Source organism: Nostoc sp. C96, assembly GCF_059384975.1.
On the sequence record NZ_JBXUHI010000002.1, the window covers coordinates 132,534 to 154,614 of the forward strand.

Genomic DNA, 22,081 nt, shown 5'->3' on the forward strand with positions numbered 1-22,081 from the left:
TTTATATATATAAGAAATACTATGAGGGTGTGGAACGCTATCCAAATGCTGATGGTGACACAGTTGAGAGAATTTCTGGAGTTGGTGCTGTTTGGGCAGGTGTCAGATGTTCTTGATGTGAATCACTGTTTTGGATTGCTGTTGCAAGTGCTTTTTCTATGACTCCTGCCAAAGTTGGTGTTGGGGCCAGTTTGTCTATGTGAGCCATGATTGCTTGTAGCATTTCCCAATGCTGGCGATTTAGTCGATAAACATGACCTTTTTTGCGAGTTTTTGTACTTTCGCGCTCAATAGACAAGGTATCCAGAATTGACCCAAGTATTGCACTATTGCTGACTTTAAATGAGCCATTCTCGCTTTTCTCTAACGAAACTGTAAATCCTAGTAGACGTTTAATACTGTCTCTATGCTCTCGTGCTAGGTCTGCCACTGCCACAACTTCAGAAGAATTATTGGTGTACCTCCATCCTTGAACCAGTTTCTCGATGATTTCAGGAATACCTAACTCATGAAGTAATTGCCGCTTTGCTGCATAAAAACTCTGGTCGCCGATATCTGGGTTATATTGGCGATCTGTGAGGTCGTAAGCTACAGCTGTCTGCTCGTCACCAAGCAACACTTTCAGCATTTTTGCACCGCGAGTCAGGTTCTTAGTACGTTGCAATTTGACAATATCCTCTGTAATCTCCAGCCCAGTGTCCCGGTGCAGCCGTGTTTTTTCTAGTCGGTTACGTTCTGTGCGGTTGAGGTTGCCATTGTTGATCATGGCTTTCATAAATTCTGCCTCACTCATTAGTTCTGCCTGGGCAATCGCCTGATTTTGGCCGATTTTATTTTTTGTTTCTGTACTAGATAAAAGTTACCCTCATTAGTAGTCATTGGTTGCTCATCGTGGTCGTTTGACTCAATTTTCAAGGTAAAACCAGCATCTACCAATAAATCATGTAACGTAGCGGAGGGATTTGCAAGACTTGCATTCGCACGAGCAATAATGCCTAGCTTGTGTTGAATCCAGGGTAAATCATCAGGGCTAATGTCACCTTTAGCAGTTGGTAAAATTCCCTGTTCTGTTAAGGGGCCTATTTGGTCAATTGATACAATTAATTTATCGGTATCTTGCACATTTTTCAATAAATCTGAAAGTAAAATATCCTGATTAATTTCTAATCTTCTACGTTTGGGATTTATCCAAACTGTTATTTCACATTCGAGACGATAACGAAAAAGCATTTGAGTCGATCCGAAGACTGCAAAACATCACCAGAAAAGAAAGCATAACATTTTTTAAAGTGGGGCTTCTCAAAACTTAATGCTGTTCCCATTGTCATCGTATAACCTAGTATTTGATAATCTGGATAAATTTCATCAGCTTTTTGAATTAATTCTTTAATTCCTGGTTCATTACTGTTATCACCATGAGCAAAAAACATAGATTTATCAGGAATTCCTGCTGATAATAATTGCTGTTCAATGGCTAATAAATCTGTTTTATTCTCACAAGGTATGATGATGTTATGACCAGCTTTGGCAGCATTAATTAATCGAGTTAGCACTTCATCTTTATATTTATTACAGTTAAAAACTATTGGTTGACGATTAATTCCTTTTTTGCCTTTATGGTGAATAATAAAAGCTAGGTGATTATCACCGCGTACTTGTTCAATATAGTTTAAAGTTTCATCACATAAATCACGGTCACTACCAATGACATAAACAGCATTTTTTATCAGCCATTCTAGCTTAACTCGCGCTTTCACTCTTAGTGTACCTTTCAGGTTGCTATTAGTTTGAATTGACCTCAAAACCTGCTCTATTTCATCAAGAATTAAGATAAATGGTTCGTCTTTAGTCCATCTTTGGGGGTCAAACATGGCAGCTAAAGAGATATCTGTAATAGCTAATCTAGGAGCAGATGTTACACCTAATTGTAAATCTTTTAATTCGTGATGATGGAAGCAATCAAACTTAGGAGCAGTGTTAGAAAGTAAGGCATTTAAATGAGCGACTTGGATAATTTTATGTGACCACTGCCGACACCAAGCACTTAGTAAAAAGCTTTTACCTATACCCCAATCACCTTTTATACCAATGATTCCCGGCGGTATACTTTGAAGTTGAATTGAAGGGAGAAACCCATTTTCAATGCTGATTTGGGCAGTCCGCGTCAAGTTAAATTTAGCAATATGCTGACGTTGAATTTCGTATTGGGCTTTCGGGTCTTTTTGCCAAAATTCTTCTGTTTCTTGAGCAACTTCATTTGTAACTACTACGGTATCCCTGCAAAGTGCTATTTCAGTGTTGAGTGCTTGAAGTAACTCATTGTTTGGTATTACTTTTGCTGCAACCCAATCAGCAATGTCACCACCAGGAGGACACTGCTGCCATAATCTTAATGGGTCAATTACAATAAAAGGAAGCTGAATCTTAGCTGCTGCAATTGCCAACTTTTGAGCCTTTTTCCGACCCGGTTCGTCATTGTCGGGGAAATACACAACACCAACAACACCGCAATCTTTAATTTCTTGCAGCCCCAGCAAAAGCAATTCTATCAGATCAGCTACCACCCTGGAAAGTAAAACTCACTAATTGAAGAACCGAACGAGTAATGTCAACGCACTTCTCACCCTCGTTTCCTAATACCCATTTGCCTGCACCAAAGGAGCGTATTTCATCAATACGGTAAGGATGCCAAGTTTCATCTCCCTTGCCTTTCTCTACTTCACCATCAGCAGTGCGGTGGTGAGGTATTGTTATCTTACTACCGTCTGGCTTTTCAATTCTCAGCACCCACTGATTAGGAGAATATGGGTAGGTGATTTCAAAATTTCTACCTCTGGTCACTCTCTTAGGTGGGCTAACTGGATGCGGTAACGTGGAAAGTGCGATCTCGCCTTTTGGTATTGGTGCAGCAGCTGGTAATTTTGGCGTTTGTGCTACACGCTGAAGTTTTTTATTGATATGAGGAGGGTGTAGAACAGTTCCACCTATTACTTCCGCCCAAGGGCGAATAGCTTCTCTGATATCAGAACTCGCGCATTCCTGCCCCCAACAGTGATACTTGCCGCTTTTGGGGTCAATTGTCAAGCTGCCTTCGCACACCGGACACACATAACGGTGCTTACCTTTTTTGGGGGTTAGCCGATCTATAAAATTTCTAATGTTGAACTGCTCTAAGGAGGTCATAGTTTGACCCCCTTTGTTGCGATTGCTCTTAACTTCTAAGCACTCGTTACCATTAATTTCAATTGTTTTCTCTTGTAGCACTTTCGTATACTCCGATAATGTTTGCGTTTATCGGAGCTACCCAGTTTTATCGGGTGTTGGGTCTGATACTAATTCGCAATTCACAATACTTCGGCTGCGCTCAGTACAAGTTCGCAATTCAAAAACCAAGATGCAGCAAAGCTTTCAGAGTTTGCATCTGGAGCAGATTTCTCGTGAAATGGTATTCCTCCCATTACCCGGATTTCGGGCGAAACTAGCTCTTGCTAAAACCAATGAGGTTTTAACTATGCTAATTTGCCCACACTATGCAGACATTGTTACACTCAAATTGCTATAATATGCGGTTTGCTACTTTTTGAGCAGATGATGTCTGCTGATGGGTAGCTAACCGATTTCCTGTTGTCTGTTTTGATTTTCAAAATGCAACTGGCCGTCAGATATATTCACAGATGATGGCGGTTTTGCTGTGTTATTAATTCCTAAAACTTGTTGCACGAATCTCCATACTTGACTTTGGGTACTTCTAATAGACTTTTGATGCCAAGCATGAGTTAAAAAGCTGGAGAGTAGGAAAGAATTTTCTGCAAATTCTTTTCCCTTTGCAACTCTGCATCTTCGTGTTCTTCTGGCCTGTTGCTTCTGGGGTTAATGGAAGTGAGTATTAACTTATCTTTATAAGTCAAACAACTATCTTTAAATTTACTTATGAAGATAGTTAGATTTGTGAAATTTAGCATTGGTAAATGACCACATTTAGGGAATTTTGTAACAATTTGATGCACTTTTTTTTGAGAACACAAAAAAAAGGGCATAGTTGACCGCCCCTTGTGGTAACATTGCCTCAAGGGTGGAGTCATGGTGGAGCATGAAGCATGGTAGAGTCCAGTAAAGTCCTCTAGATTCGTAAGCCTTTATTAGCCATCAAGATTAGGTTTCATGACCCTCGCAAAGTCTTTTCGCCTATCTTTTTGTCTAAAGGCCCCCTTAAATTTGATTGCCTGAATATTATTGTTTGCCTAGCTCATCCTCCATTTGATATAGGTTGGTATCAGCTTGGTGAAAAACCGATGTAAATAGGTTATCACTCTTCATATCTCTGTCCAAAAAAATTTTTCGATACATTGTCGCTTGTTTCCTTCGATTCTTCACTCTTGCCAATGGAATCGGCGTATAACCGAGTAGCCTTTGGCTGATGAAGTTGGATTGTATATTTTTCATGATCACAAGCCACTGCCACCGTTGCGATCGCACCAAGATTTAGGATTTCCATTTTTGGTCAGCTTGCTGAAGATTTTAAGCATTTTTACTTACCAGCCTCTAGCATCTTAGCGACTGTCTGTGAGTCAAATTGATTCAAAGAGTCCACTAATTCCTGAAACTGCCGATATTTGTCCTCTGCCCATTGGTGGGGGTGTACCCTAAAACCTCACAGAATTTGATGTAATCTGTGCGCCAATGAAAATTTCCTAAAAGAGTCTTAAAAGAGTCAGCAATACCCAAGGATTCTAAGCTGAGGTTTGATTGCTGCTCGGTAGTGTTATCCTGTAAATTTTCCATATTAAGAATTGCGATTACGTGGGTTTACAAATGTTGACTGAATCAAGAAAAAGTAAGAAATGGAATGCGTAAAAATTAGTTACATAAGCTGGGAGCAAGGGTAGTAGGAGCTATTACTGTTCACACTCTTGTGTGCAGTCGAACCTATGTTAGTGGGCTGGCAGATTGAAAAATCTGTTCGGCGGTCAGATTCAATTCGGGAAAAGTTAGAGATTCCATGCGATCACTGTCTCTAAATTGAGTAACTTGGTACTCACCATCGATTAATTGATAAATGGATATAGTAGGCAGTTTAGGATTGCCGATAAACTTTCTAGCGCCTATAGCAGCGTAATCTATAATCCAATATTCAGGGATACCTATAGCTTCGTAATCAGCTAATTTTTTGTAGTAATCATCTCGCCAATTACTACTAACAACTTCAACAACTAATGGAATAGATGCAGACTGAGATACAGTCGATTCCTTTTTCCATAAAGGCTCATTCACCAAATTTGGTCGATTGATGATTAATATGTCTGGTGAATAAGCTGATTCACCTTCAGGTGGTTTGACTAATACAGTTTTTGGGATGTAATAAGGTAAATTTAAACGCTTGATATCAGCAGATATTTCTAGTGCTAAAAAACCCACAACATCTTCATGGTCGCCCGTTGGTTGTGCCATTTCAACAATCACGCTGTCATGTAATTCATATCTTGTGGCCTTCAGGTTGCCACGCTGCAAAATCTTCAAAGGTTACTAGTTTACGTAAGGCTTGAATCATAATTTATTGCCTTTAGTAGTCGTTTTGCTCATGCCGTCTTTTCGTTCTCCTGTTTCATCTTCCTGCTTCAATCATTTTGGCGATTAGCGATCGCAGTGAAAATTGGGATAAATTTACGAATCGGTATCAGTGTTGTTGCCTTAATCATCAAGCGCGATCGCCTGTCTCTGATAATGATTTATTGAATTAAGAAAAAGTAAGAAAGATGGTGAGTAACATTTAGTTACATTAGGTGGTAGTAGAGGATGCGGTAGCCATTACTGTTCACCATAGATGCGCGGTCGAGCCTAATTCTGTGGGTCAATTCTGGTTAGCTGTAATAAAATTGCCCCAAGCTGGTTTAACGCCGCGTTAGTAGTGCGCTGATTCTCATCAAAATTTAGTTGATGTTGTTCAAAATTTCTTTGTAGCACTTCTGTATTTTCTCGTAATTCAAGTAACACATCATTGAGAATTGCATCTCTAGTAAAAATATTCTGTGCTGTACTGAGTAAACTCTCTAGCTGTTCTTGGGTGTTGTTTTGCCGTTGGGCTAATTCTGCCAAAATCACATTAGTAGTTGCCTGTTGATTTACAATACGCTCTAGCGTGGATTCGATATGGTCTAGGCGGCTTGGTTGTTCTGGTGTGTTGGTCATGCTGTTTCTTTGCTCTGACTGGATTCACGTTCAGCTACATAGTAAAGCTGAGTAAAACATCTTTCATGTTTTTCCCTTCCCTGGCTACGACAAGTAAGAAAGATGGTGAGTAACATTTAGTTACATTAGGTGGTATTAGAGGATGTGGTAGCTATTACTGTTCACCCTAGATGCACGGTCGAACCTCATAACCCACTGCCACCATTGCGATCTCGCAGTATCCGCAAGATTTCACGAACATCATTTTTTAGTTCTGCTAAATCTGCCGTATGAGCATTCAATATTTGGGTGTGTTCTGCCTGGACGGTGAGAATTTGAGCGATCGCCACTTGGCTAGTGCCGATTGTACCTGTAAGTAATTCCAGGCTGCTGACCCTTTGAGCTAGGGCATCTAGGCGTGAGTTGATATCGTCGATTTGGGCTTGTGTCATGCTGGTTTTTTGTTCTCCTGTTTCAATCAACCACAGTCTTGACAGTAAAACCTTTGCTACATTTTTGAATCAAAAACCATCTTTTTGACTCTTTATCTAACGCTGGTAAGATTCGGAAATTAAAAGCGGTAGCCATTACTGTTCACCCTAGATGCTCAGTCGAGCCTAATTCTGTGGGTCAATTCTGGTTAGCTGCAATAATATTGCATTCATCTGATTCAGTGCGGCGTTTGGTAGTGCGCTGATTTTCTAAAATCTCGCTTCAATTCCTCATGGCTGTCCCTCATTTCCAGCAGTACATCATTTAAAATTGCGTCCCTAGCAAGCACAGAGTTTACATTACTGGTCTAAATCATCAATGTTGGCTGTTAAGTCAGCGATAGCTTCCGTATTGCTGGCTTGCTGGGTAGCTACCCTTTCTAAAATCGCTTCTATTCGGTCAAGTCGGTTTGGCTGTTGCGGTGTTTCCGTCATTTCCCTACCTCAATCATCAAAGCGATCGCCTCTTTATCAAAGCGCCCCAAATAATTAATTAACTCTTGAAACTGCTTGTACTTGCTTTCTGTAAAGTTATCTGGGGTATAACTTAGCACCTCACAAAAATTTACATAGTCAGTTCGCCAGTGGAAATTATTGAGTGCAGTGATAAAGCTGAAAGCTTTATCTAGTGTTTCAGGTATTACCTCTGGCTTATCGGTTTGTTAGTTTCCTGGTGTTTCAGTTATGCTGCCCCTTTATCTTTATCAGGTGAAGGAGATTTTTTTAGTAGGTTACGTGCCTCTAAAGCTTCCTCAACCAGAATCGCTGTCATTTGGCTTTGGGAGCGTCTTTCTGTGCCTGCCAGGTTTTTGATGAGTTCATAGACTTCATCACTTAACACTACATTCACTCTTCCACTCATTGTGTTATCCACGTTCATCACTCTACCTCATGATACGCCTTGTTATTCATAAATAGTTTGACACACATTGCACAATCTGTGTCATAAGATGTATGATGTCACAAGAGGTAATCGATTAGCAACCAGCTACTAATTAGTGTCCGACGAGTACCCCAAAGAAAAGTACTGCAAGGGGTTTAGCGATTTGACGCTAGATTGTGCTGCTTAATTTATCGATTATTAGCTAATTAACTACCAATTCATATTTATTGCTGTATGACCGATGAAACCTAGACGTTGTAAGCATTCCACCGATTTAGATTTATTTATTGAATTTCCAGCGACCAAAACACATTTAGCCAATTTGTTGGGTGTAGCTCGTTCCACCCTTTGCACTTGGGAAAACATAGCATTCTGGCGTATTGAGTCATTTCGTAATGCTTACCCCAAAGCCTATGACGGAACTATTGACAGAGAATCACCCCTAAGCCCTTACCAAGCCTGGGTTTTAAGTCGTGTAGGGCGGCTTATGGCACAGCTTAGACGTTCTGAACGGGTAAAAGGGTACATCTTGAAAAATCAGCAAGATTTTAGTCGCTATCGCTATCAACAGGCATTCCAGCAAATCCAATTAAAAAAGGGAGCGTAAATCATGCCACGCACAGCTAAATCAAAGCCCACACCAGTACAAAACACAATTAGCATTCAAGATGCTGTTAACCAACTAGGAACCAATGAACAAGCCCTAAGACTGGCATTGATAGACATTCGCCCGGATGACTTCGACACAGTGAAAGCCTTACCAATGCTGGATTTTGAGGCAGTTGCTAAGAAAATCGAAACTTCCATACAGCCACAGTTGCCAGCACATAGCGAAAATTTAGAAAGCCTTGAAACGTCCACACTGCAAGCATCACAAACAGCCACAGAAAAGCCACAAAATACCCTATATGTACCCCAGCCCCCGCAGCAACAAATAACCAATCCTACCCAATCCCCAATACCTAATACTGGCTTATCTCTAGTTGAGCAGTTAGCCAAACAAGCTAGTGAGGAGATAGCAGCTGTAGTATGCCATCGCTCAAGTTAAAAATCAGTTGATCATTAATAACTTGGCTATTCGCCAAAGCGAGTTAACAGAAGCCATCAACCAAAACTGGCAGTATCAAAAACAAGAGTATCTGGGAGCGATTAGAGATTTAACCAGCTTGCGTAAACAACCTGTAGAAGTCACACCAGATGAAACCAACCTACACCAAGAAATTGATGAGATTATCAACGAACTGGGAAAGAACCTCATCGTATGACGACCAATGTTTTACTGTTGCCCTTTGACCTTTTGAACGGACTACTAGAGAAGATTTTTAAGTTTATTTATTGAGTGCAACATGAATACTCAACCACTGCCAGAACTGATTGCACAGTCACAGCAACTACTCACTCAAATTCGACAACACCCGCAGTTTAAAATTTTGCGCTTTGACTGTGATGTGACTATTGGAGATGTTTGTCAATTTTTCAATACGCTCCAATACTCGACTACTGACTTAGATGTATCGAATCTTGAAAGTTTTAACGAATAGATATTAGGGTTTAAGCTCTCAAAAAAATTGAGAGCTTGAGCATCAGATACACCTTAATCTTAACCATGAATGATGACTTAAATCGCCAAATTGAAAACGCTAAAACTGATGAGGGTGAACTCAACGAAGTATTAGAAAAATACGACTTAGATGAGCAATTAGCGCAGGAATTTAGCGACATAGACAAAGCATTCCGCCAATTAGAAATTCGCTACCAATCCTTAGTTAACGCAAGAAAATTCTTAAACAATGGCTAAAATCGACACCACTAAAGCAGCTGCTCAAGCCGTAGCTGAAAAACTTGCCAAAGGTAAAAGCACAACGGGCGCAACTACTACTAGCACTACTACCAATGCTGTGACCACAGATAGCCGCATCCCTGGGTTACTGACTGTTCTCCCTGAAATGCTCCCAGCAATGATTCCAGCATTTCACCCAAGCAACTATCACATCGCTGACCGCTTAATCCTCCTGAGAGTCTACCCCAAGCTACACAAGCCCAATTAGATAAGGGGATGAAAATTTACGAGGGCGCGACACGAGCGTTAAAACTCACCGGGGCAGCATTCGACCTCACACGCGAGAAGTTTACTGTAGTGGGTAAACACGCTAAAGCTTTCGGTGCTGGCATCCAGGCAGCTACAGAGCTTGAGAAAGTTAAGGGTAATTACCTTGATTACCTTAATCAAAAAGAGGTTACTGACCAAAAATCTGTGACTTTAGATGTGTCTAAGGTTCGTACAGTTACAGAAACTAACATCGCAGTTCATAGTAAAGATGAACTCAGCCAGAAGCTAAAACAAGCCGAATTAAAAGCCGAGGAATCAAGATTAAAAACTGTTGAGACTGAGGGTAAAATATCAAGTTTTAAAGCTCAGTTAGGTGATTATATCGAGGTGAAAAAATGATTTCACTATACTTTGGCTTAGGTGCAATTTGTGGCGGTTTTGTTACTTACTTAGTTGCTGATAGTAAATCACAAAAAGAGATTAGAAAGGTTGCTAAGGTTGCCAAAAGTGCCAGCAATAACCTTCACAGTGTAATCAATAAGTATGAAGCCTCCAAAGCTCAAACAATTAAATTAAACCTTGAATTAGAAGCCTTAAAAGATGAGCTAAAAGAAGCCAGAAACACTATCAATTCGTTAGGTCATGCCAAGATTGAAAATAGTGTAATGGTTGCTCACCTAAATTCTAAGTTAGAGGAATATCAAGCTAAACTAACTCAAATTTTTACCCAATCCCAGAAAGATAAACAACGAATTGAGTATTTAGAAACTGAGATTGAGCAATGGGAAGTTAATTTTAAATCTCAGGTTGACATGGAAGCTAACAAACGCTTCCAGCTTGCTAAACAAACCGAGTTAGAGAAAATTTACTCTGAGCATGATTCTATTACCTCTGAAACAATGCAGTTGTTTAGACGGCTGCAAAATTGGGGTGAAAAAATAGCTCATGGATTCACACCTCCAAAGCTGAAATTATCAAAAGTTTAGCCAGTGGTTACAATCAAAACTTAGATGAAGTCAGCAAGGCCATAGCCTCTGAACGTCAAACTTACCTTGAGCAAATTGAGTTACTCAATGAGCGCATAGCCCAACTGCAACGAGAACTGCAAGGAGATTTATTAGAACCCCAGTATGGTGATTTTGGTTTTGATGCGTCAGGACGCATAGCCAACGCCATCGCCTCTTGGCTATGGTTTCAAAAACAAATACCTCTTTTAGTTACGGGCATAGAGGAGACTGACGGAGTAATAACAGCTGGCTACTCTTATAGTCGGTCAATTTCACCCCATGCCCTCGCCAAATTAATCAAAGATTGCTCATCAGAAATAACCTAGTGTGGTAAAACTTACTAGAGAAGAGTAGAACTCCTGTAATCTTGACCTTGTAGCGAAATAATGGTGCAAAAACTTGGCAAGAAAAAGTCTAAAACCAGAGGCAACATCGTTTGAAGTACTCGATTGTGTTCAAAAAAAATGCCCATCGTGCGGTCAACCAATGTGGAATGAATACAATAATCCTCGACATATAAGAACATTAAATGGGGTAGTAGAACTACAGCTAAAAATTCGGCAATGTCACAATAAGTCATGTCTGCGGTACAAAAAAGCATATCGACCAGAGCAAGAAGGGTCACTCGCTCTACCACAAAATGAATTTGGTTTGGATGTGATTGCTTATATAGGAGCATTACGCTATCAGGAACATAGAAGCGTTCCCCAAATACACGCTCACCTTGAATTAAAAGGTATATGTATAAGTAAACGAACGGTCACGCACTTAATTGATAGATATGACGAGTTACTTTCTTTATGGCTAAAAGACCATAAAAGATTAAAAGCAATAGTGGCTAATCAAGGACGGGTGATATTAGCCATTGATGGGATGCAGCCAGAAATTGGACATGAGGTCTTATGGGTAATTCGAGATTGCTTATCAGGAGAAATCTTACTTGCTAAAACCTTATTATCATCAAGAAATGAAGATTTAGTGGCGTTATTATTAGAAGTAACTAATACTTTGGATGTACCAATTGATGGAGTTGTTAGTGATGGGCAACAATCAATTCGCAAAGCTGTTAGGTTAGCATTACCTAGAATTGCTCACGGTTTATGTCATTACCATTACCTGAAGGAAGCAATTAAACCCATATATGAGGCTGATTGACATGCAAAAAAGGAATTAAAGAAAAAAGTTAGAGGATTACGAGAAATTGAACGTAGTGTTACCAATGAAACTCAGGAAATGGCAACTATTATCGAAGATTATTGCTCGGCAGTACGTAGTTCTATAACTAATGATGGTCATCCACCATTAGAGGCATCAGGATTAAAGTTACAAGAAAATTTGACATTGATAGAGCAAAGCTTAGAACGGATGGAAAAAAAAGTGCTTTAACTCCACCTTTAGTCAACCTAAAACACCTGATAGCTAAGGGTTTATCTGCGACTGCATCTTTATTTTCACCTGTGAGGGTTGCATATCAGTGGGTTGATAAAGCTAGTGATATTCTCAATAATAAAATAGGTCTTAATGCTGCTGGTGTCAAACAAAGTTATCAGCAACTATTAACAGAAATGTCCCAACAAAAGCAGAAAGCTGGTACGCTGAACACTGCAATCGATAACTTTATAAAAACCACTCATAGCTACTGGTCTGGACTTTTTCATTGTTATGAAATTGAAGATTTTCCTAGAACTAATAATGACTTAGAACACGCTTTTGGTATGCTACGTCATCATCAACGTCGTTGCACTGGTCGTAAGGTTGCCCCCTCATCCCTTGTTATTCGTGGCTCTGTCAAACTTGCCTGTGCGATCGCTACTAAACTTCATTCTTTTACCGCATCTGATTTAGCACAAGTTGATATCGTTACTTGGCTCGAATTACGCTCTCAATTACAAAAACACCACAAAGCCAGAATTGAACAATATCGATTTCGCCGATATCCCAAGGGTTACTTGGCTAATTTAGAGAGTCGTCTTCTCTAGTAAGTTTTACCACACTAGGAAATAACCAGAAGTTTAGGGATTTACAGCATTGAGTCTGCCAAGAAACTGGCTGTAACTGATTGCCTTGTAGTGAAGTTCCGCAAGGATAGGCCAGTAAGAAAAGCTGATAAAGGTAGTCTGTACCGTCGTCAGCAGGATTTTATAAACTATCTACTCTCTCAGCCGATTAGGTGGCGAATTGTCGGGGAGCCAGGCGCAGGTAAAACTCCCACAGTCTTAGTTTTAATGTCACATCTACTAAAGCGTGGCTTCTTAAACGGCAACACTCCCAATGGTAAAAAACTGGAATTTACAGAGTTTGGTTTTTGTAATCCATTGGCAGGAATTAGCGTAAAAAACTCCAATGATTTAGACTTCTGCCTAAGTTGGCAAAGTGCCAGTAGAGGTTTTAAGGGCTTGGCTGATGAATACAACTTTCGCAAGTCTGCTACCAATTCACAGTATAAGGATTCTGTGGGCTACATCTGGGTTTGTGATGAGTTTGATAATGCTATTGAGACTGTTGGAAGTGATGGCGGTAAACAGTTTAAGCAAGTCCTCAAAGATGGCGGTCACATTAACATGGGTGTCATCATTATGGGTCAATCTGGGATGGTTGCTAGTACGAAAGGACTGACAATTGATGACCAAAAAATGCTGACCAACATTTACATTGACCCTGTAAGTATCAGAACATTTCTGACTCAATATGGTGAAAGGTTTTACTCAAAATCAACAGCAGAAAAAGCTTTGGCTACCTTAGAACAGATTGAATTAGAGATTGAGGAACAGAATGAAACTATCTGCGATACAGCCAGAGAATTTAGAGTGGCTATGGTAGTGGCTCATCGGTTCACCAGTTTTCTACCAGTTACCCTACTTCGATACTATTGACATTGATTTAACTGCTTATCAAGAATCAAAAGTTCAAATAGCAAGGCTTAGGCAGAATCCTTTAATTGATACACCTACAACTTGCCCCCAATGCCAAAGCCAGAACATTAAGAAGAACGGTCGATTTGGGAGTAAACAGCGTTATTCATGTCGTGGCTGTGGTAAAAACTGGCTGGAGGCATAGGTATGGAATCTTCCTACTTTAGCAATGGATATCAGCCTAGAAATGATCATGAGTCAGGGTACATTTATTTAATGGAGGCAGAAGGTTATCACGGTTTAATCCCTGGTTTCTACCTGCGTCGTTGCAAAATTGGTTTATCTCGAAATCCTCAACTGAGACTAGAAAATTTTCACGCCAATCAGCCACCATGCAACATTAAAATTCTCACTACTGTTTACGTTCAAGACATGGCAGAAGTGGAGACACAATTGCACAATCAGTTTAAACATTGTCAGGTTAAAGGCTTAGTCAAAAGCCGCGAATGGTTTGACTTTAACCCTTTGCAAATGGCAATGGTAAGATATGCAATTGCTAAATATGACATTCATGTTTTCACTTTTGATGAACTGCCAGTTCAATTAATTCTGTTATGTCTATTAGGATTGTTGAGTGTAGGAATAATAACAGGAAGATTAACTGTTCAATCAGTGACACAATCACAAGAACAATTAAAAAGTAAGTAAAACCAACTTTGCTAATTATTAAAAATTTGAAGAAAAACCGCTTCAATTTCTTCAAGAAGTTATTTTTAGTAGCAATAAATATTCGGACATTACTAGAAATTAAATGGAGTTGTAAAGATGACTCAAAGTTTAAGCATAGAGGAAATTCAGATAATTCTTAGAGCCATAGAAATAATCCTAAGAATGTTGCAAGCTAGGCAGGAATATACAGATATAGAAGCCACTGAAGAATTTACCATTTCCAACGATTTTAATTTGTTGGATGTAATTAATTCATTAGGTGAAGTTCAAGAGGGCATTGAAAACTTTAAATCTGCACAATCTCAAAGCATAGAAAGTAACGGAGCATGAAACAGCCTTGCTGCTATCTACTGAAACTATCCGCACCTTTAGGTACAGAAAAACATTCGGCTAGATATTATCTTGGTTCTTGCACTAATCTGAATAAACGTCTAAAACAGCATAAACAAGGGACAGCCGCAGCTTTTACCCGTGCTGCCAGGGATAGAGGAATATTTTTTGAAGTTGTCCGAGTCTGGGCAACAGAGACTTTAAAAGAAGCTCGACAGCTAGAAAGAAAGCTGAAAAAGCAGAAAAATCATGCAAGATTATTGCATTCAAAAAAGTTTCTACCAACACCTGAAATTAATATGTGAGCTACTACGCTTTTGTACTTAATTTTTCTGTACAAATTTCGCTTAACCAATTGCGTTTTAGTTCATTTTTCACTAGCTTGTCTCAGCAAATAATAGCTTGATGGAACTTTTAATATGCCTATATTCACCTCGTATTACGCAGGTCGAAATTAAGGGAGAAGCTTTTTCTATTTCGCTGAACCCTCCCCCCAATTGGAAAGGTAAGCACTTACCCCTATTCGCTCCAACTTCTGAATTGTTACGTTGGTGGAAATCTTCAGCCAAAGATATCGCCGCGCAGTCAGAATATAAGAGGGAGTTCAGAAAAATTTTGGATTCTCGGCAACAGTTGATCCAGTTGTGGGTAAACAAACAGCAGTCTAATCCACAAGATATGACGCTGTGCTGTTTTGAAAAGAGTAGCGATTTCTGCCATCGGCATCTGGTTGGAGAGGAGGTATTACAAAAGCACTTGCCCCAGCTATGGGGTGGAGAAGTTGAAATGTCTTCAACACCACAACTCAACTTTATACAAGGTGAAACAATCAACCACTCTGCGATATATTCGCCCCTGGTGTTGTCGCTGATTGAAAAATGTCATTCGTCGGGTTATCCGGTGCAGTGCGTAGACGCTTTGCGGCTTGTCGTTAGACATCGCACCCCTTGTGGATATTATCGTGTATCTCTGCATGGTGAGGATTTAGGCGAATGGTCAGAATTAGGAGTTTTAAGTGTTCTGTCTTCTTTGCAGCATGAGTTTTATCGGCAACGTCTTGCACCGTTATTTGCCAATGTCACGGCGATCGCTAAAGTTACAGAAAATCAGGAGTTTGTAACAGCTAAATCCGAATCTCCCAATTTGATTACGAGGCTTGGGAAACTGGAGGGGCAAGAGTTAGCCCAGATTCAGGATTGGTGTAAGTGGATTGAAAATCAGATGTTTCCGTCTGTTTCAAAATACGCTGATGGTCGTTTGGAGTTGCATCTGCGGCGGTTCGTTAGTCTTACTAGTGCGAAGTCGGGAAACAAGGCTGATACTAAGTTGCAGCCAGATGTAGTAGGGTAAAAAAGATATGGAGAGAAAAAAGTAAAGCTTTACGGGTAGATATGGCTCAAGTGACGCAAGCGTTTCCTCATCTAGATTTAGAAACGGTAAAGCAGAAAGTAAAAACGGCATTATCTTATTGGGAAAGACAAAAATGGTCAGTGATATATAATGCGCTGGCAGACCCAAGAACAGCAGCCGAGATAGCTTTACACGTTGGAGTATCTAAAGGATTTGTGAGAAAAGTAATACAGCAATACAATCGGCAAGGAGAAGCAGGAATATCAACACCAGGGAAAGGAGGAAGACGTAATTGTTATTTAAGTTGGGAACAAGAAAAGCAACTGATAGATTCGTTTAAAGAAAAAGCCCGTCGTGGTCAGGTAGCAACCGCATTACAAATAAAGCTGGCTTACGAAAAAGAATGTGGTTTTGCAGTGCATAAGACCACAATTTATCGACTATTAGAACGGCATCAATGGCGCAAAATTGTCCCTAGACCAACTCATCCCAAAAAAGATCCAAACGCTGTTGATGAATTTAAAAAAACTTTCCACAGTTAGTAGAAGAAATTAATCAAACAAGAAATCCATCCGATACTAGACCTGTAGTATTGATGGCAGGAGATGAAGGCAGATTTGGTCGGATTGGTGAGGTTCGGGCTTGTTGGTGTCCACAAGGAATACGCCCAACTGTACCAAAACAGCAGGTCAGACAATACATTTATGCTTACGCCGCAGTTGCACCTGAATTAGGGAAAATGACCTGCTTAACTCTGCCTTATGCTAATACTAAAATGATGAATTTATTGTTGTCACAGATTTCTCAGGAATTTGCTGATTATTTTGTAATTTTACAATTGGATAAAGCATCTTGGCACCGCTCTAATGCTTTAAAAGTTCCGGAAAATATTCGGTTAATTTTTCAACCCGCTCATAGCCCAGAATTAATGCCTGTTGAACACATCTGGGAAGATATTCGAGAAAAACATTTTTATAATCAGGTCTTTCCTACTTTAGATTAAGTTGAGGACGTTCTGTGCCAGGGCTTAGTTGAGCTTTGTTCTGATAGCGCTCGCCTGCGTTCTTTAACTTTCTTTCCTCATCTTAGAATACTATCTCTGAACGCAACTTAGTATGAGGTTAAGTTAATCGAACCTGGGTTGTATCCTGGTTCGTTTGTTATTGAGGAATTAGGAGAGAAATTGTTGCCGAATTTTCATCAAGCACTAGTTTTGTTTTACCCAGCCGGGACGCAAATTAAGATACACCGTGACTCTCCAGCTTACGCTTCGGGGGCAGCACAGATAAACGTGATGGGTTCAGTGCGATTTTTTATTTCTGGTTGTCAGAATGTGCGGCTCCTAGAGTCATACTGGCTTGAGGAAGGAGATTGCATCAGCTTCGACAACAAGCAGCCGCATGGCATTGAACGAGTGCAAAGCGCGAGATGGTGTATTTGCTTCTTCAAACTCAAACCAGAGTACCTGGAAACTTCAACAGTTAAACAGATGAGTCTAGTTTCTTAGCAAGTGCCTTAAGAAAACTAGTTATAGAGTTAATTACTGGTTTCGGGTGATATCATAACTGGTTATTGACTTGAGAAACTAGTTCTTTTAATGTAGAACTAGGAGAAAGTCAAATATGAGTTACGTCACCAAACCAGTACCATTAATAGAAATGCAAAAAGAAAAACTTGTTAGCATTAAAGCTTATGAATCAGATTTAGAAAAACTCCAAGAATTACAAAAACTTTGGTCGATGCGTACTCAACAAGAAGCAGTAAGCAAATTAGTCATGTCTGGAGAAGAAGTTATTAACTTACAGCGCAATTTGTTAGAAGCACAGAACAGAATTAGTCAGTTAGAACAACAATTACAGCAGAGACAGGCAATGCCACAAACAGAAGGAAAAGAACTAGTTGAGTCACAACCTAATCAATTAGTTGCGAGAGTAGAACATCTGGAAAATTTAGTAACAGCACTGTTAAAAAAATTGGAAGATGGTCAGTTCCCATTAACAACCCAAGGTATAACCAAATCACAGCCACCACAACCTAAAGAAGAAGAGAAGGACTGGCAAAGTGTACCCAGTGAAGAATTACGCAAGATGAAAGCTAGGCCAGCAGTGGAGGAAAAACTCAAGAGAGTTTTTCAGGCGATCGCTAATTACAACGATAATGTAGCATCTAGTAATGATGAGAGATGGTATATCGGAAATGTAACATTAAGAGAGTTATCAGGAGCCAATGGCCAAGTTATAGCTGATTGGATTAATCGTCATCAAACTTTAGTCAGCGATCACAATAATAAATATAGTTTAGGACAATATCATAATAAGCGGCACAAGGGTAAATTAATTAGTGATGTTATTAGTTGGTAATATTCATTAATCAAAAATAATTTTTAGATTAACTGTATTGTTAAGAGAAAATTACATAAATATAAATTAAAAAATATTTTAAGTTTGGTTTTATCGACAGTTCAACAAATTTTTTAAACTCTGAATACTTTAATAATTAATAGTAAACAGTTCTAAATTAAATAATTATAATTTAGAACTGCTATAAGTATTTTGAAAATCTCGGTTACAAATTATTACTTTGCAAGTGGTTGACAAATCTTTCAGCTAATTCTCGGTAAATATCATGAACAGAGACATCAACTTGTCTCGTAAAACATTTTCCAAATCTTTCTTTAGTAAAATTTTCAAGTTCATCCATTAAATCACCTTCATCATCGAATATTGTAGCTGATTCAAATAGTTGGATGAGTTCAGAATTAGATAGTTCTTCTAACTTACGTAGCATATCTAACCTACATTGATAATCTTAAATTTGTTTAACTCTGCCGAATTACTTAAATTTTGCCTATTTGTTTTTGACGGTAAACTTCAAAAGCATACAAGATTTCTTCATGAGTCATTTCTGCCAGTTTTTTAAGCTTTACTGATGCTTGAATTGCATCAAAGCCTCCTGTACGTAATGCCAATGCCAACTCACAAAGCACTTCGCAAATTTCTGGAGGAAGTTGAGCTAGATGTTGAAGATTAGGGCAATAAATTAGTAAAGAAAAAAGTTTTTGTTGAGATGAATTCAGCATAGATATATGGAATTTTTTTCATTACTTAGGAGATTAGGGAGGGTTCAGCCTCCCCTTGTAAAATTAGAAAGCTGTGTTACCTGTTTCGGTAACTTTGTTTAAATAGCCTTGCCAGTAGTCACCTGAGTAGCTTTGAGGAGGTAAGCCAATAGCAGCATCAAATTCACCGTCGAAGTAGCTATTAGATTTAGTGTGAACTTGGTTTTTAGGAATAAGTAGAACTAGCATACAGATATCCTTTTTATGTAGGGCAAGTAAAATCCCCCTTTGGCTAACTAGTTCTATAATAAAAGAACTAGTTAAATTAATCAATAACCAGTATTATCAAAATAGCTTATATGACTAGTTATACATTTTTAGAACTAGTTATTTATAATAGGCTGTACTAGAAAAGAGCAATTAGAGCAGGTGTAACCATTAATGCCTTGTTAGAGAAATCCTCACACTGCCTCACCATGAATAATTGCATCGTTATACTAAAGGATTTAGAAAAACTAATAAGATACTTTGTATAGGGATAGCTAGTGTAATAATCCAGGTTTTAGGTAATTTATCTATATATAAACCCTTGTGTACAGTCCTTGGTTACTTTAATATGGAAATATTAGTAAGTAAGGAATTGGTATGAGCAGGGAATTGAAGACACAGAATGAGATAGAAAATAGCTTTGTGGATGAGCGTGTAAGTTATCTAATGCCAAAGTTTGAAGCTTTAGCACCCTACCGCAAACAAACAGAACGTAAAAATGGTGTAGGTAAGATACCTGGATGGAAAAAGTTAGCAACTGAAGAAATTAGATTATTGAAAGTCACATATCCAGATGAAAAGCCAGAGGCATTAAAAACCTATGGTACTTGTCTCAGACAAATTACAGCACTTAAAAAAGCACTTAAAAATTCAATCAAAACTTCTATAAAAGATGAAGCTTTACATAGTGCAGTAAATACGATAATTACTAATTTTGGTCGAGCCTTGTCAGAGCATTTTGCACCTTATAAAGCTGCCCAATCAGAACAGTATAGAGAAAAAGTAACCGAGCGTAGACAGCCAGAAAACCGGATAGAAATTGATTTAACTAACTCTCTCAAATTTGCTCATACTGTACTAACTGACATCAAAAATGGTAATGATGCTAATTGGATGGATGTGAGTTGTTCTATTGCTTTGGCCACTGATTGTCGTATGGGCGAAGTTCATTTGTCAGCCAGTTTTGAAAGAATTAATGATTATACAGTAGCTTTTAAAGGACAATTAAAAGGTAAATCTAGACGTGTAAAAATAGGTGAAAAGGCTTTACCAATTAAAGAAGTAGTATTTGAAATACCCACATTAATTAATTCTAATTTAGTATGTCATGCTCTGGACTGGCTTGATAAAAAAGGTAAACGATTTCCAAAAGATGAAGACCCGGAACGGGTAAACAGACGTTTTTCAAAAACACTTAATCAACATTGTAAAGAATTTGATATTTTTCCAGAAGATGAGCGTACATATCACAAATTTAGAGCCGCTTATTTTAGAGCTTGTGTAGTTAATGCTGGCATTGATTCTTATGATTTTATCGACTACGCAGAACGAATTTTAATTGACCGAGATGAAACCACAATCAACAGTTACAAGCGTTATGAAATCAAGCCTAGAAGCCTCACCAAAATTTGATAAATCCCTATACTAAACCTCTTGACAATTTATTACAAGAGGTTTAGTATAGGGATTGTGGCGAGTTTAATCACACATCTATTATGAGTGAGATTGAAAAATTAGAAAGAGAAAGTAATGAGGTTTGGGCATCTAGGCTAGGTAGCATTGCCGCGAACCAGTTAAAAGGTGTCAAGGATGAGCAAGCTATTAGAGAAATAACACTCAAATACTGGGAGCCAATCAGAACAGCCATCAGCAGTGATAACAGCCTGAAAAGACCTAGAACAGCGTTTGCAAAAGCCATTACTGAAAAATTTCCTAATTCTCAAAAGCGAAAGCCAGGGTATTACCACACTAAGCCACGCGGTAAAGCTCCTCACTGGGAGCATTTAGCTCTATGGTATGCCACCAGCAACCGCGATCGCTGGGATGTTATCGGGGATGAAGCAAGAGATGCCTATAAAGCTGGTTTTGAGCAACCAGCACAGACAGAACAGACCCAACAGACAGAGCAAACTACTTTACAACCAGAAGCTACAGCTACAGTACCCTCATTAGAAACTATGAATATTGCACAGTTGGAGTTAGACGCAGATACCCAGAAAGTAGTGGAAGATGCGATCGCTTACTCTGGTATGTCACTGGCTGAATTTGTCAGAAAAGCTTGCCAAGTTTATGCTAAGACCGTAACGGGGAAAGTCAAGTTAGCTGATGAAGACTTAAGCTCAGTGCTTACCGCAGAACTGATGAGCGAAAAATACAAAACCCATCCTGGTAGGGCTGATGAGCTTACACGCCGCGCTATCTATGCCTTAGAAGTTCATAACAATAACTGCACTGAAAGAAATCAGAAATGGCATATTAACCAAACTGCAATACAAACACTCACAGGCAGTAAGCCAGCGACATCATCAAGAAAATTTTGGAGAATTACCAAACTCGATTAGATGACCACAACGCCAAGCATGAGTTAAACCCATACGACAATCGCAAGTCAGGAATAAAAATTGATCAGGCTATAAATTTAGTCGAGTTTGTACCTGATGGGTTAAGCGTGTTATAGCGTTGTCAGCGTCAACTATCCTGCCTTTTCAAAATTCGTGAAAAGTCTTGCTAAGTATGGGTGTACAAAAGGTGAAAGAAAATGAGTATGATTGCTCTTACTGTCATCTGTTGACAATTATCAATGTACTGAGATGCCATAGCTTAGGCTTTTTATCAATCCTTCGGCTTGATTATCATTATTATGCAGCTACAATTTGAGTAGGTGATTGCCCAAAAATAGAGCGATCGCTTGGACAATAAAATATTTGATTTTTGTTCAGATATCTACTAAAACAAAAGTTTTGAACCATATTTTGAATTGAAAGTTTAAGTTAGAGCAATTTTTTGTGCAAGTTTTGTTCAATTATATTTTTTCAACTCATTTTCTAGTTATGCTTCAGAATTTCAACTTTTGCAAACATCAAGCTTCCTTGGTCGGCAATGTGAAGAAATATTTCGT

Annotated in this window: 34 protein-coding genes and 2 pseudogenes; 21 read left to right on the plus strand and 15 right to left on the minus strand. The window is 39.0% G+C overall.

Features of this window, described 5'->3' with window-relative positions; genetic code table 11:
* Window positions 1-37 precede the first annotated feature (37 nt).
* The 12 genes and pseudogenes from AC504W_RS28860 to AC504W_RS28915 all read right to left on the minus strand — a co-directional run bounded on the left by AC504W_RS28860 (window position 38) and on the right by AC504W_RS28915 (window position 7,536).
* Window positions 38-793: a hypothetical protein gene (locus tag AC504W_RS28860; protein WP_494879889.1), complete on the minus strand. Its 756-nt coding sequence runs from the start codon at window positions 791-793 to the stop codon at window positions 38-40.
* Complete coding sequence (locus AC504W_RS28865) at window positions 793-1,230, minus strand: hypothetical protein (protein WP_494879891.1); 438 nt, start codon at window positions 1,228-1,230, stop codon at window positions 793-795. The genes AC504W_RS28860 and AC504W_RS28865 overlap by 1 nt, the downstream gene beginning before the upstream one ends.
* A complete protein-coding gene (locus AC504W_RS28870) occupies window positions 1,197-2,564 on the minus strand; it encodes a P-loop NTPase fold protein (RefSeq protein WP_494879892.1) in 1,368 nt (455 codons plus the stop codon). Before AC504W_RS28870 ends, AC504W_RS28865 begins: the two co-directional genes overlap by 34 nt.
* Window positions 2,554-3,264 (minus strand): hypothetical protein, encoded by a 711-nt coding sequence (locus AC504W_RS28875; protein WP_494879894.1) that lies wholly within the window; start codon window positions 3,262-3,264, stop codon window positions 2,554-2,556. The genes AC504W_RS28870 and AC504W_RS28875 overlap by 11 nt, the downstream gene beginning before the upstream one ends.
* Before the next feature lie 512 nt (window positions 3,265-3,776).
* Window positions 3,777-3,908, minus strand: coding sequence for a hypothetical protein (locus AC504W_RS28880; protein WP_494879896.1), 132 nt, complete (start codon window positions 3,906-3,908; stop codon window positions 3,777-3,779).
* Window positions 3,909-4,306: 398 nt separating this feature from the next.
* Window positions 4,307-4,495: a hypothetical protein gene (locus AC504W_RS28885; RefSeq protein WP_494874807.1), complete on the minus strand. Its 189-nt coding sequence runs from the start codon at window positions 4,493-4,495 to the stop codon at window positions 4,307-4,309.
* Window positions 4,496-4,926: 431 nt separating this feature from the next.
* Window positions 4,927-5,548: pseudogene (locus tag AC504W_RS28890) on the minus strand (Uma2 family endonuclease).
* A gap of 287 nt (window positions 5,549-5,835) precedes the next feature.
* Window positions 5,836-6,186: a hypothetical protein gene (locus tag AC504W_RS28895; RefSeq protein ID WP_494874809.1), complete on the minus strand. Its 351-nt coding sequence runs from the start codon at window positions 6,184-6,186 to the stop codon at window positions 5,836-5,838.
* A 185-nt stretch (window positions 6,187-6,371) separates the two neighbouring features.
* Window positions 6,372-6,617, minus strand: coding sequence for a hypothetical protein (locus AC504W_RS28900; protein ID WP_190968759.1), 246 nt, complete (start codon window positions 6,615-6,617; stop codon window positions 6,372-6,374).
* A 339-nt stretch (window positions 6,618-6,956) separates the two neighbouring features.
* Window positions 6,957-7,091: a hypothetical protein gene (locus tag AC504W_RS28905; RefSeq protein WP_494879898.1), complete on the minus strand. Its 135-nt coding sequence runs from the start codon at window positions 7,089-7,091 to the stop codon at window positions 6,957-6,959.
* Window positions 7,088-7,210: a hypothetical protein gene (locus AC504W_RS28910; RefSeq protein ID WP_494874811.1), complete on the minus strand. Its 123-nt coding sequence runs from the start codon at window positions 7,208-7,210 to the stop codon at window positions 7,088-7,090. Before AC504W_RS28910 ends, AC504W_RS28905 begins: the two co-directional genes overlap by 4 nt.
* Window positions 7,211-7,338: 128 nt before the next feature.
* A complete protein-coding gene (locus AC504W_RS28915; RefSeq protein ID WP_494874812.1) occupies window positions 7,339-7,536 on the minus strand; it encodes a ribbon-helix-helix domain-containing protein in 198 nt (65 codons plus the stop codon).
* Between the two features lie 244 nt (window positions 7,537-7,780).
* On the opposite strand from AC504W_RS28915, the gene AC504W_RS28920 reads away from it, so the two are divergent.
* The 19 genes and pseudogenes from AC504W_RS28920 to AC504W_RS29010 all read left to right on the plus strand — a co-directional run bounded on the left by AC504W_RS28920 (window position 7,781) and on the right by AC504W_RS29010 (window position 18,217).
* On the plus strand, window positions 7,781-8,146 hold the full coding sequence (locus AC504W_RS28920; RefSeq protein ID WP_494874813.1) for a hypothetical protein: 366 nt from the start codon (window positions 7,781-7,783) through the stop codon (window positions 8,144-8,146).
* Between the two features lie 3 nt (window positions 8,147-8,149).
* Window positions 8,150-8,587, plus strand: a complete 438-nt coding sequence (locus AC504W_RS28925; RefSeq protein ID WP_494879900.1) for a hypothetical protein — start codon at window positions 8,150-8,152, stop codon at window positions 8,585-8,587.
* A 7-nt stretch (window positions 8,588-8,594) separates the two neighbouring features.
* On the plus strand, window positions 8,595-8,804 hold the full coding sequence (locus AC504W_RS28930; protein ID WP_494879902.1) for a hypothetical protein: 210 nt from the start codon (window positions 8,595-8,597) through the stop codon (window positions 8,802-8,804).
* A gap of 81 nt (window positions 8,805-8,885) precedes the next feature.
* The gene (locus tag AC504W_RS28935) at window positions 8,886-9,080 is read left to right on the plus strand and encodes a hypothetical protein (RefSeq protein ID WP_494874815.1); all 195 of its coding nucleotides are present in this window, start codon (window positions 8,886-8,888) and stop codon (window positions 9,078-9,080) included.
* Between the two features lie 65 nt (window positions 9,081-9,145).
* Entirely contained in the window at window positions 9,146-9,337 is a 192-nt protein-coding gene (locus AC504W_RS28940; protein WP_494874816.1) for a hypothetical protein, read from the plus strand.
* Complete coding sequence (locus AC504W_RS28945) at window positions 9,330-9,587, plus strand: hypothetical protein (RefSeq protein ID WP_494879904.1); 258 nt, start codon at window positions 9,330-9,332, stop codon at window positions 9,585-9,587. Before AC504W_RS28940 ends, AC504W_RS28945 begins: the two co-directional genes overlap by 8 nt.
* Window positions 9,588-9,595: 8 nt before the next feature.
* Entirely contained in the window at window positions 9,596-9,988 is a 393-nt protein-coding gene (locus AC504W_RS28950; RefSeq protein ID WP_494879906.1) for a hypothetical protein, read from the plus strand.
* The gene (locus AC504W_RS28955; protein WP_494879908.1) at window positions 9,985-10,575 is read left to right on the plus strand and encodes a hypothetical protein; all 591 of its coding nucleotides are present in this window, start codon (window positions 9,985-9,987) and stop codon (window positions 10,573-10,575) included. The genes AC504W_RS28950 and AC504W_RS28955 overlap by 4 nt, the downstream gene beginning before the upstream one ends.
* 507 nt (window positions 10,576-11,082) lie before the next feature.
* Window positions 11,083-12,575 (plus strand): annotated as a pseudogene (locus AC504W_RS28960) (ISNCY family transposase).
* A gap of 90 nt (window positions 12,576-12,665) precedes the next feature.
* Window positions 12,666-13,469 carry a hypothetical protein gene (locus AC504W_RS28965; RefSeq protein WP_494879910.1) on the plus strand — a complete coding sequence of 268 codons (804 nt, stop codon included), beginning with the start codon at window positions 12,666-12,668 and terminating at the stop codon, window positions 13,467-13,469.
* A gap of 64 nt (window positions 13,470-13,533) precedes the next feature.
* The gene (locus AC504W_RS28970) at window positions 13,534-13,653 is read left to right on the plus strand and encodes an IS1/IS1595 family N-terminal zinc-binding domain-containing protein (RefSeq protein WP_494879927.1); all 120 of its coding nucleotides are present in this window, start codon (window positions 13,534-13,536) and stop codon (window positions 13,651-13,653) included.
* 2 nt (window positions 13,654-13,655) lie between these two features.
* A complete protein-coding gene (locus AC504W_RS28975; protein ID WP_494874820.1) occupies window positions 13,656-14,156 on the plus strand; it encodes a GIY-YIG nuclease family protein in 501 nt (166 codons plus the stop codon).
* A 117-nt stretch (window positions 14,157-14,273) separates the two neighbouring features.
* Complete coding sequence (locus AC504W_RS28980) at window positions 14,274-14,507, plus strand: hypothetical protein (protein ID WP_494874821.1); 234 nt, start codon at window positions 14,274-14,276, stop codon at window positions 14,505-14,507.
* Window positions 14,504-14,812: a GIY-YIG nuclease family protein gene (locus AC504W_RS28985; RefSeq protein WP_494874822.1), complete on the plus strand. Its 309-nt coding sequence runs from the start codon at window positions 14,504-14,506 to the stop codon at window positions 14,810-14,812. The genes AC504W_RS28980 and AC504W_RS28985 overlap by 4 nt, the downstream gene beginning before the upstream one ends.
* A gap of 100 nt (window positions 14,813-14,912) precedes the next feature.
* Window positions 14,913-15,857 (plus strand): DUF488 family protein, N3 subclade, encoded by a 945-nt coding sequence (locus AC504W_RS28990; RefSeq protein ID WP_494879912.1) that lies wholly within the window; start codon window positions 14,913-14,915, stop codon window positions 15,855-15,857.
* Window positions 15,858-15,898: 41 nt separating this feature from the next.
* Window positions 15,899-16,399: a helix-turn-helix domain-containing protein gene (locus AC504W_RS28995; protein ID WP_494874842.1), complete on the plus strand. Its 501-nt coding sequence runs from the start codon at window positions 15,899-15,901 to the stop codon at window positions 16,397-16,399.
* A gap of 8 nt (window positions 16,400-16,407) precedes the next feature.
* On the plus strand, window positions 16,408-16,860 hold the full coding sequence (locus tag AC504W_RS29000; protein ID WP_494879928.1) for an IS630 family transposase: 453 nt from the start codon (window positions 16,408-16,410) through the stop codon (window positions 16,858-16,860).
* Window positions 16,861-17,043: 183 nt separating this feature from the next.
* The gene (locus AC504W_RS29005; RefSeq protein ID WP_494879914.1) at window positions 17,044-17,364 is read left to right on the plus strand and encodes a hypothetical protein; all 321 of its coding nucleotides are present in this window, start codon (window positions 17,044-17,046) and stop codon (window positions 17,362-17,364) included.
* 115 nt (window positions 17,365-17,479) lie between these two features.
* Window positions 17,480-18,217 (plus strand): hypothetical protein, encoded by a 738-nt coding sequence (locus AC504W_RS29010; protein ID WP_494874827.1) that lies wholly within the window; start codon window positions 17,480-17,482, stop codon window positions 18,215-18,217.
* A 205-nt stretch (window positions 18,218-18,422) separates the two neighbouring features.
* Here AC504W_RS29010 and AC504W_RS29015 read toward each other — a convergent pair whose 3' ends face one another.
* The 3 genes from AC504W_RS29015 to AC504W_RS29025 all read right to left on the minus strand — a co-directional run bounded on the left by AC504W_RS29015 (window position 18,423) and on the right by AC504W_RS29025 (window position 19,164).
* Entirely contained in the window at window positions 18,423-18,644 is a 222-nt protein-coding gene (locus tag AC504W_RS29015) for a hypothetical protein (protein WP_494874828.1), read from the minus strand.
* A gap of 49 nt (window positions 18,645-18,693) precedes the next feature.
* A complete protein-coding gene (locus AC504W_RS29020; protein ID WP_494874829.1) occupies window positions 18,694-18,936 on the minus strand; it encodes a hypothetical protein in 243 nt (80 codons plus the stop codon).
* 63 nt (window positions 18,937-18,999) lie between these two features.
* The gene (locus AC504W_RS29025; RefSeq protein WP_190971236.1) at window positions 19,000-19,164 is read right to left on the minus strand and encodes a hypothetical protein; all 165 of its coding nucleotides are present in this window, start codon (window positions 19,162-19,164) and stop codon (window positions 19,000-19,002) included.
* A gap of 396 nt (window positions 19,165-19,560) precedes the next feature.
* On the opposite strand from AC504W_RS29025, the gene AC504W_RS29030 reads away from it, so the two are divergent.
* Both AC504W_RS29030 and AC504W_RS29035 read left to right on the plus strand, forming a co-directional pair.
* On the plus strand, window positions 19,561-20,595 hold the full coding sequence (locus AC504W_RS29030; protein ID WP_494879916.1) for a protelomerase family protein: 1,035 nt from the start codon (window positions 19,561-19,563) through the stop codon (window positions 20,593-20,595).
* Window positions 20,596-20,678: 83 nt separating this feature from the next.
* Complete coding sequence (locus AC504W_RS29035; RefSeq protein WP_494879917.1) at window positions 20,679-21,524, plus strand: hypothetical protein; 846 nt, start codon at window positions 20,679-20,681, stop codon at window positions 21,522-21,524.
* The last annotated feature ends 557 nt before the right edge of the window (window positions 21,525-22,081 follow it).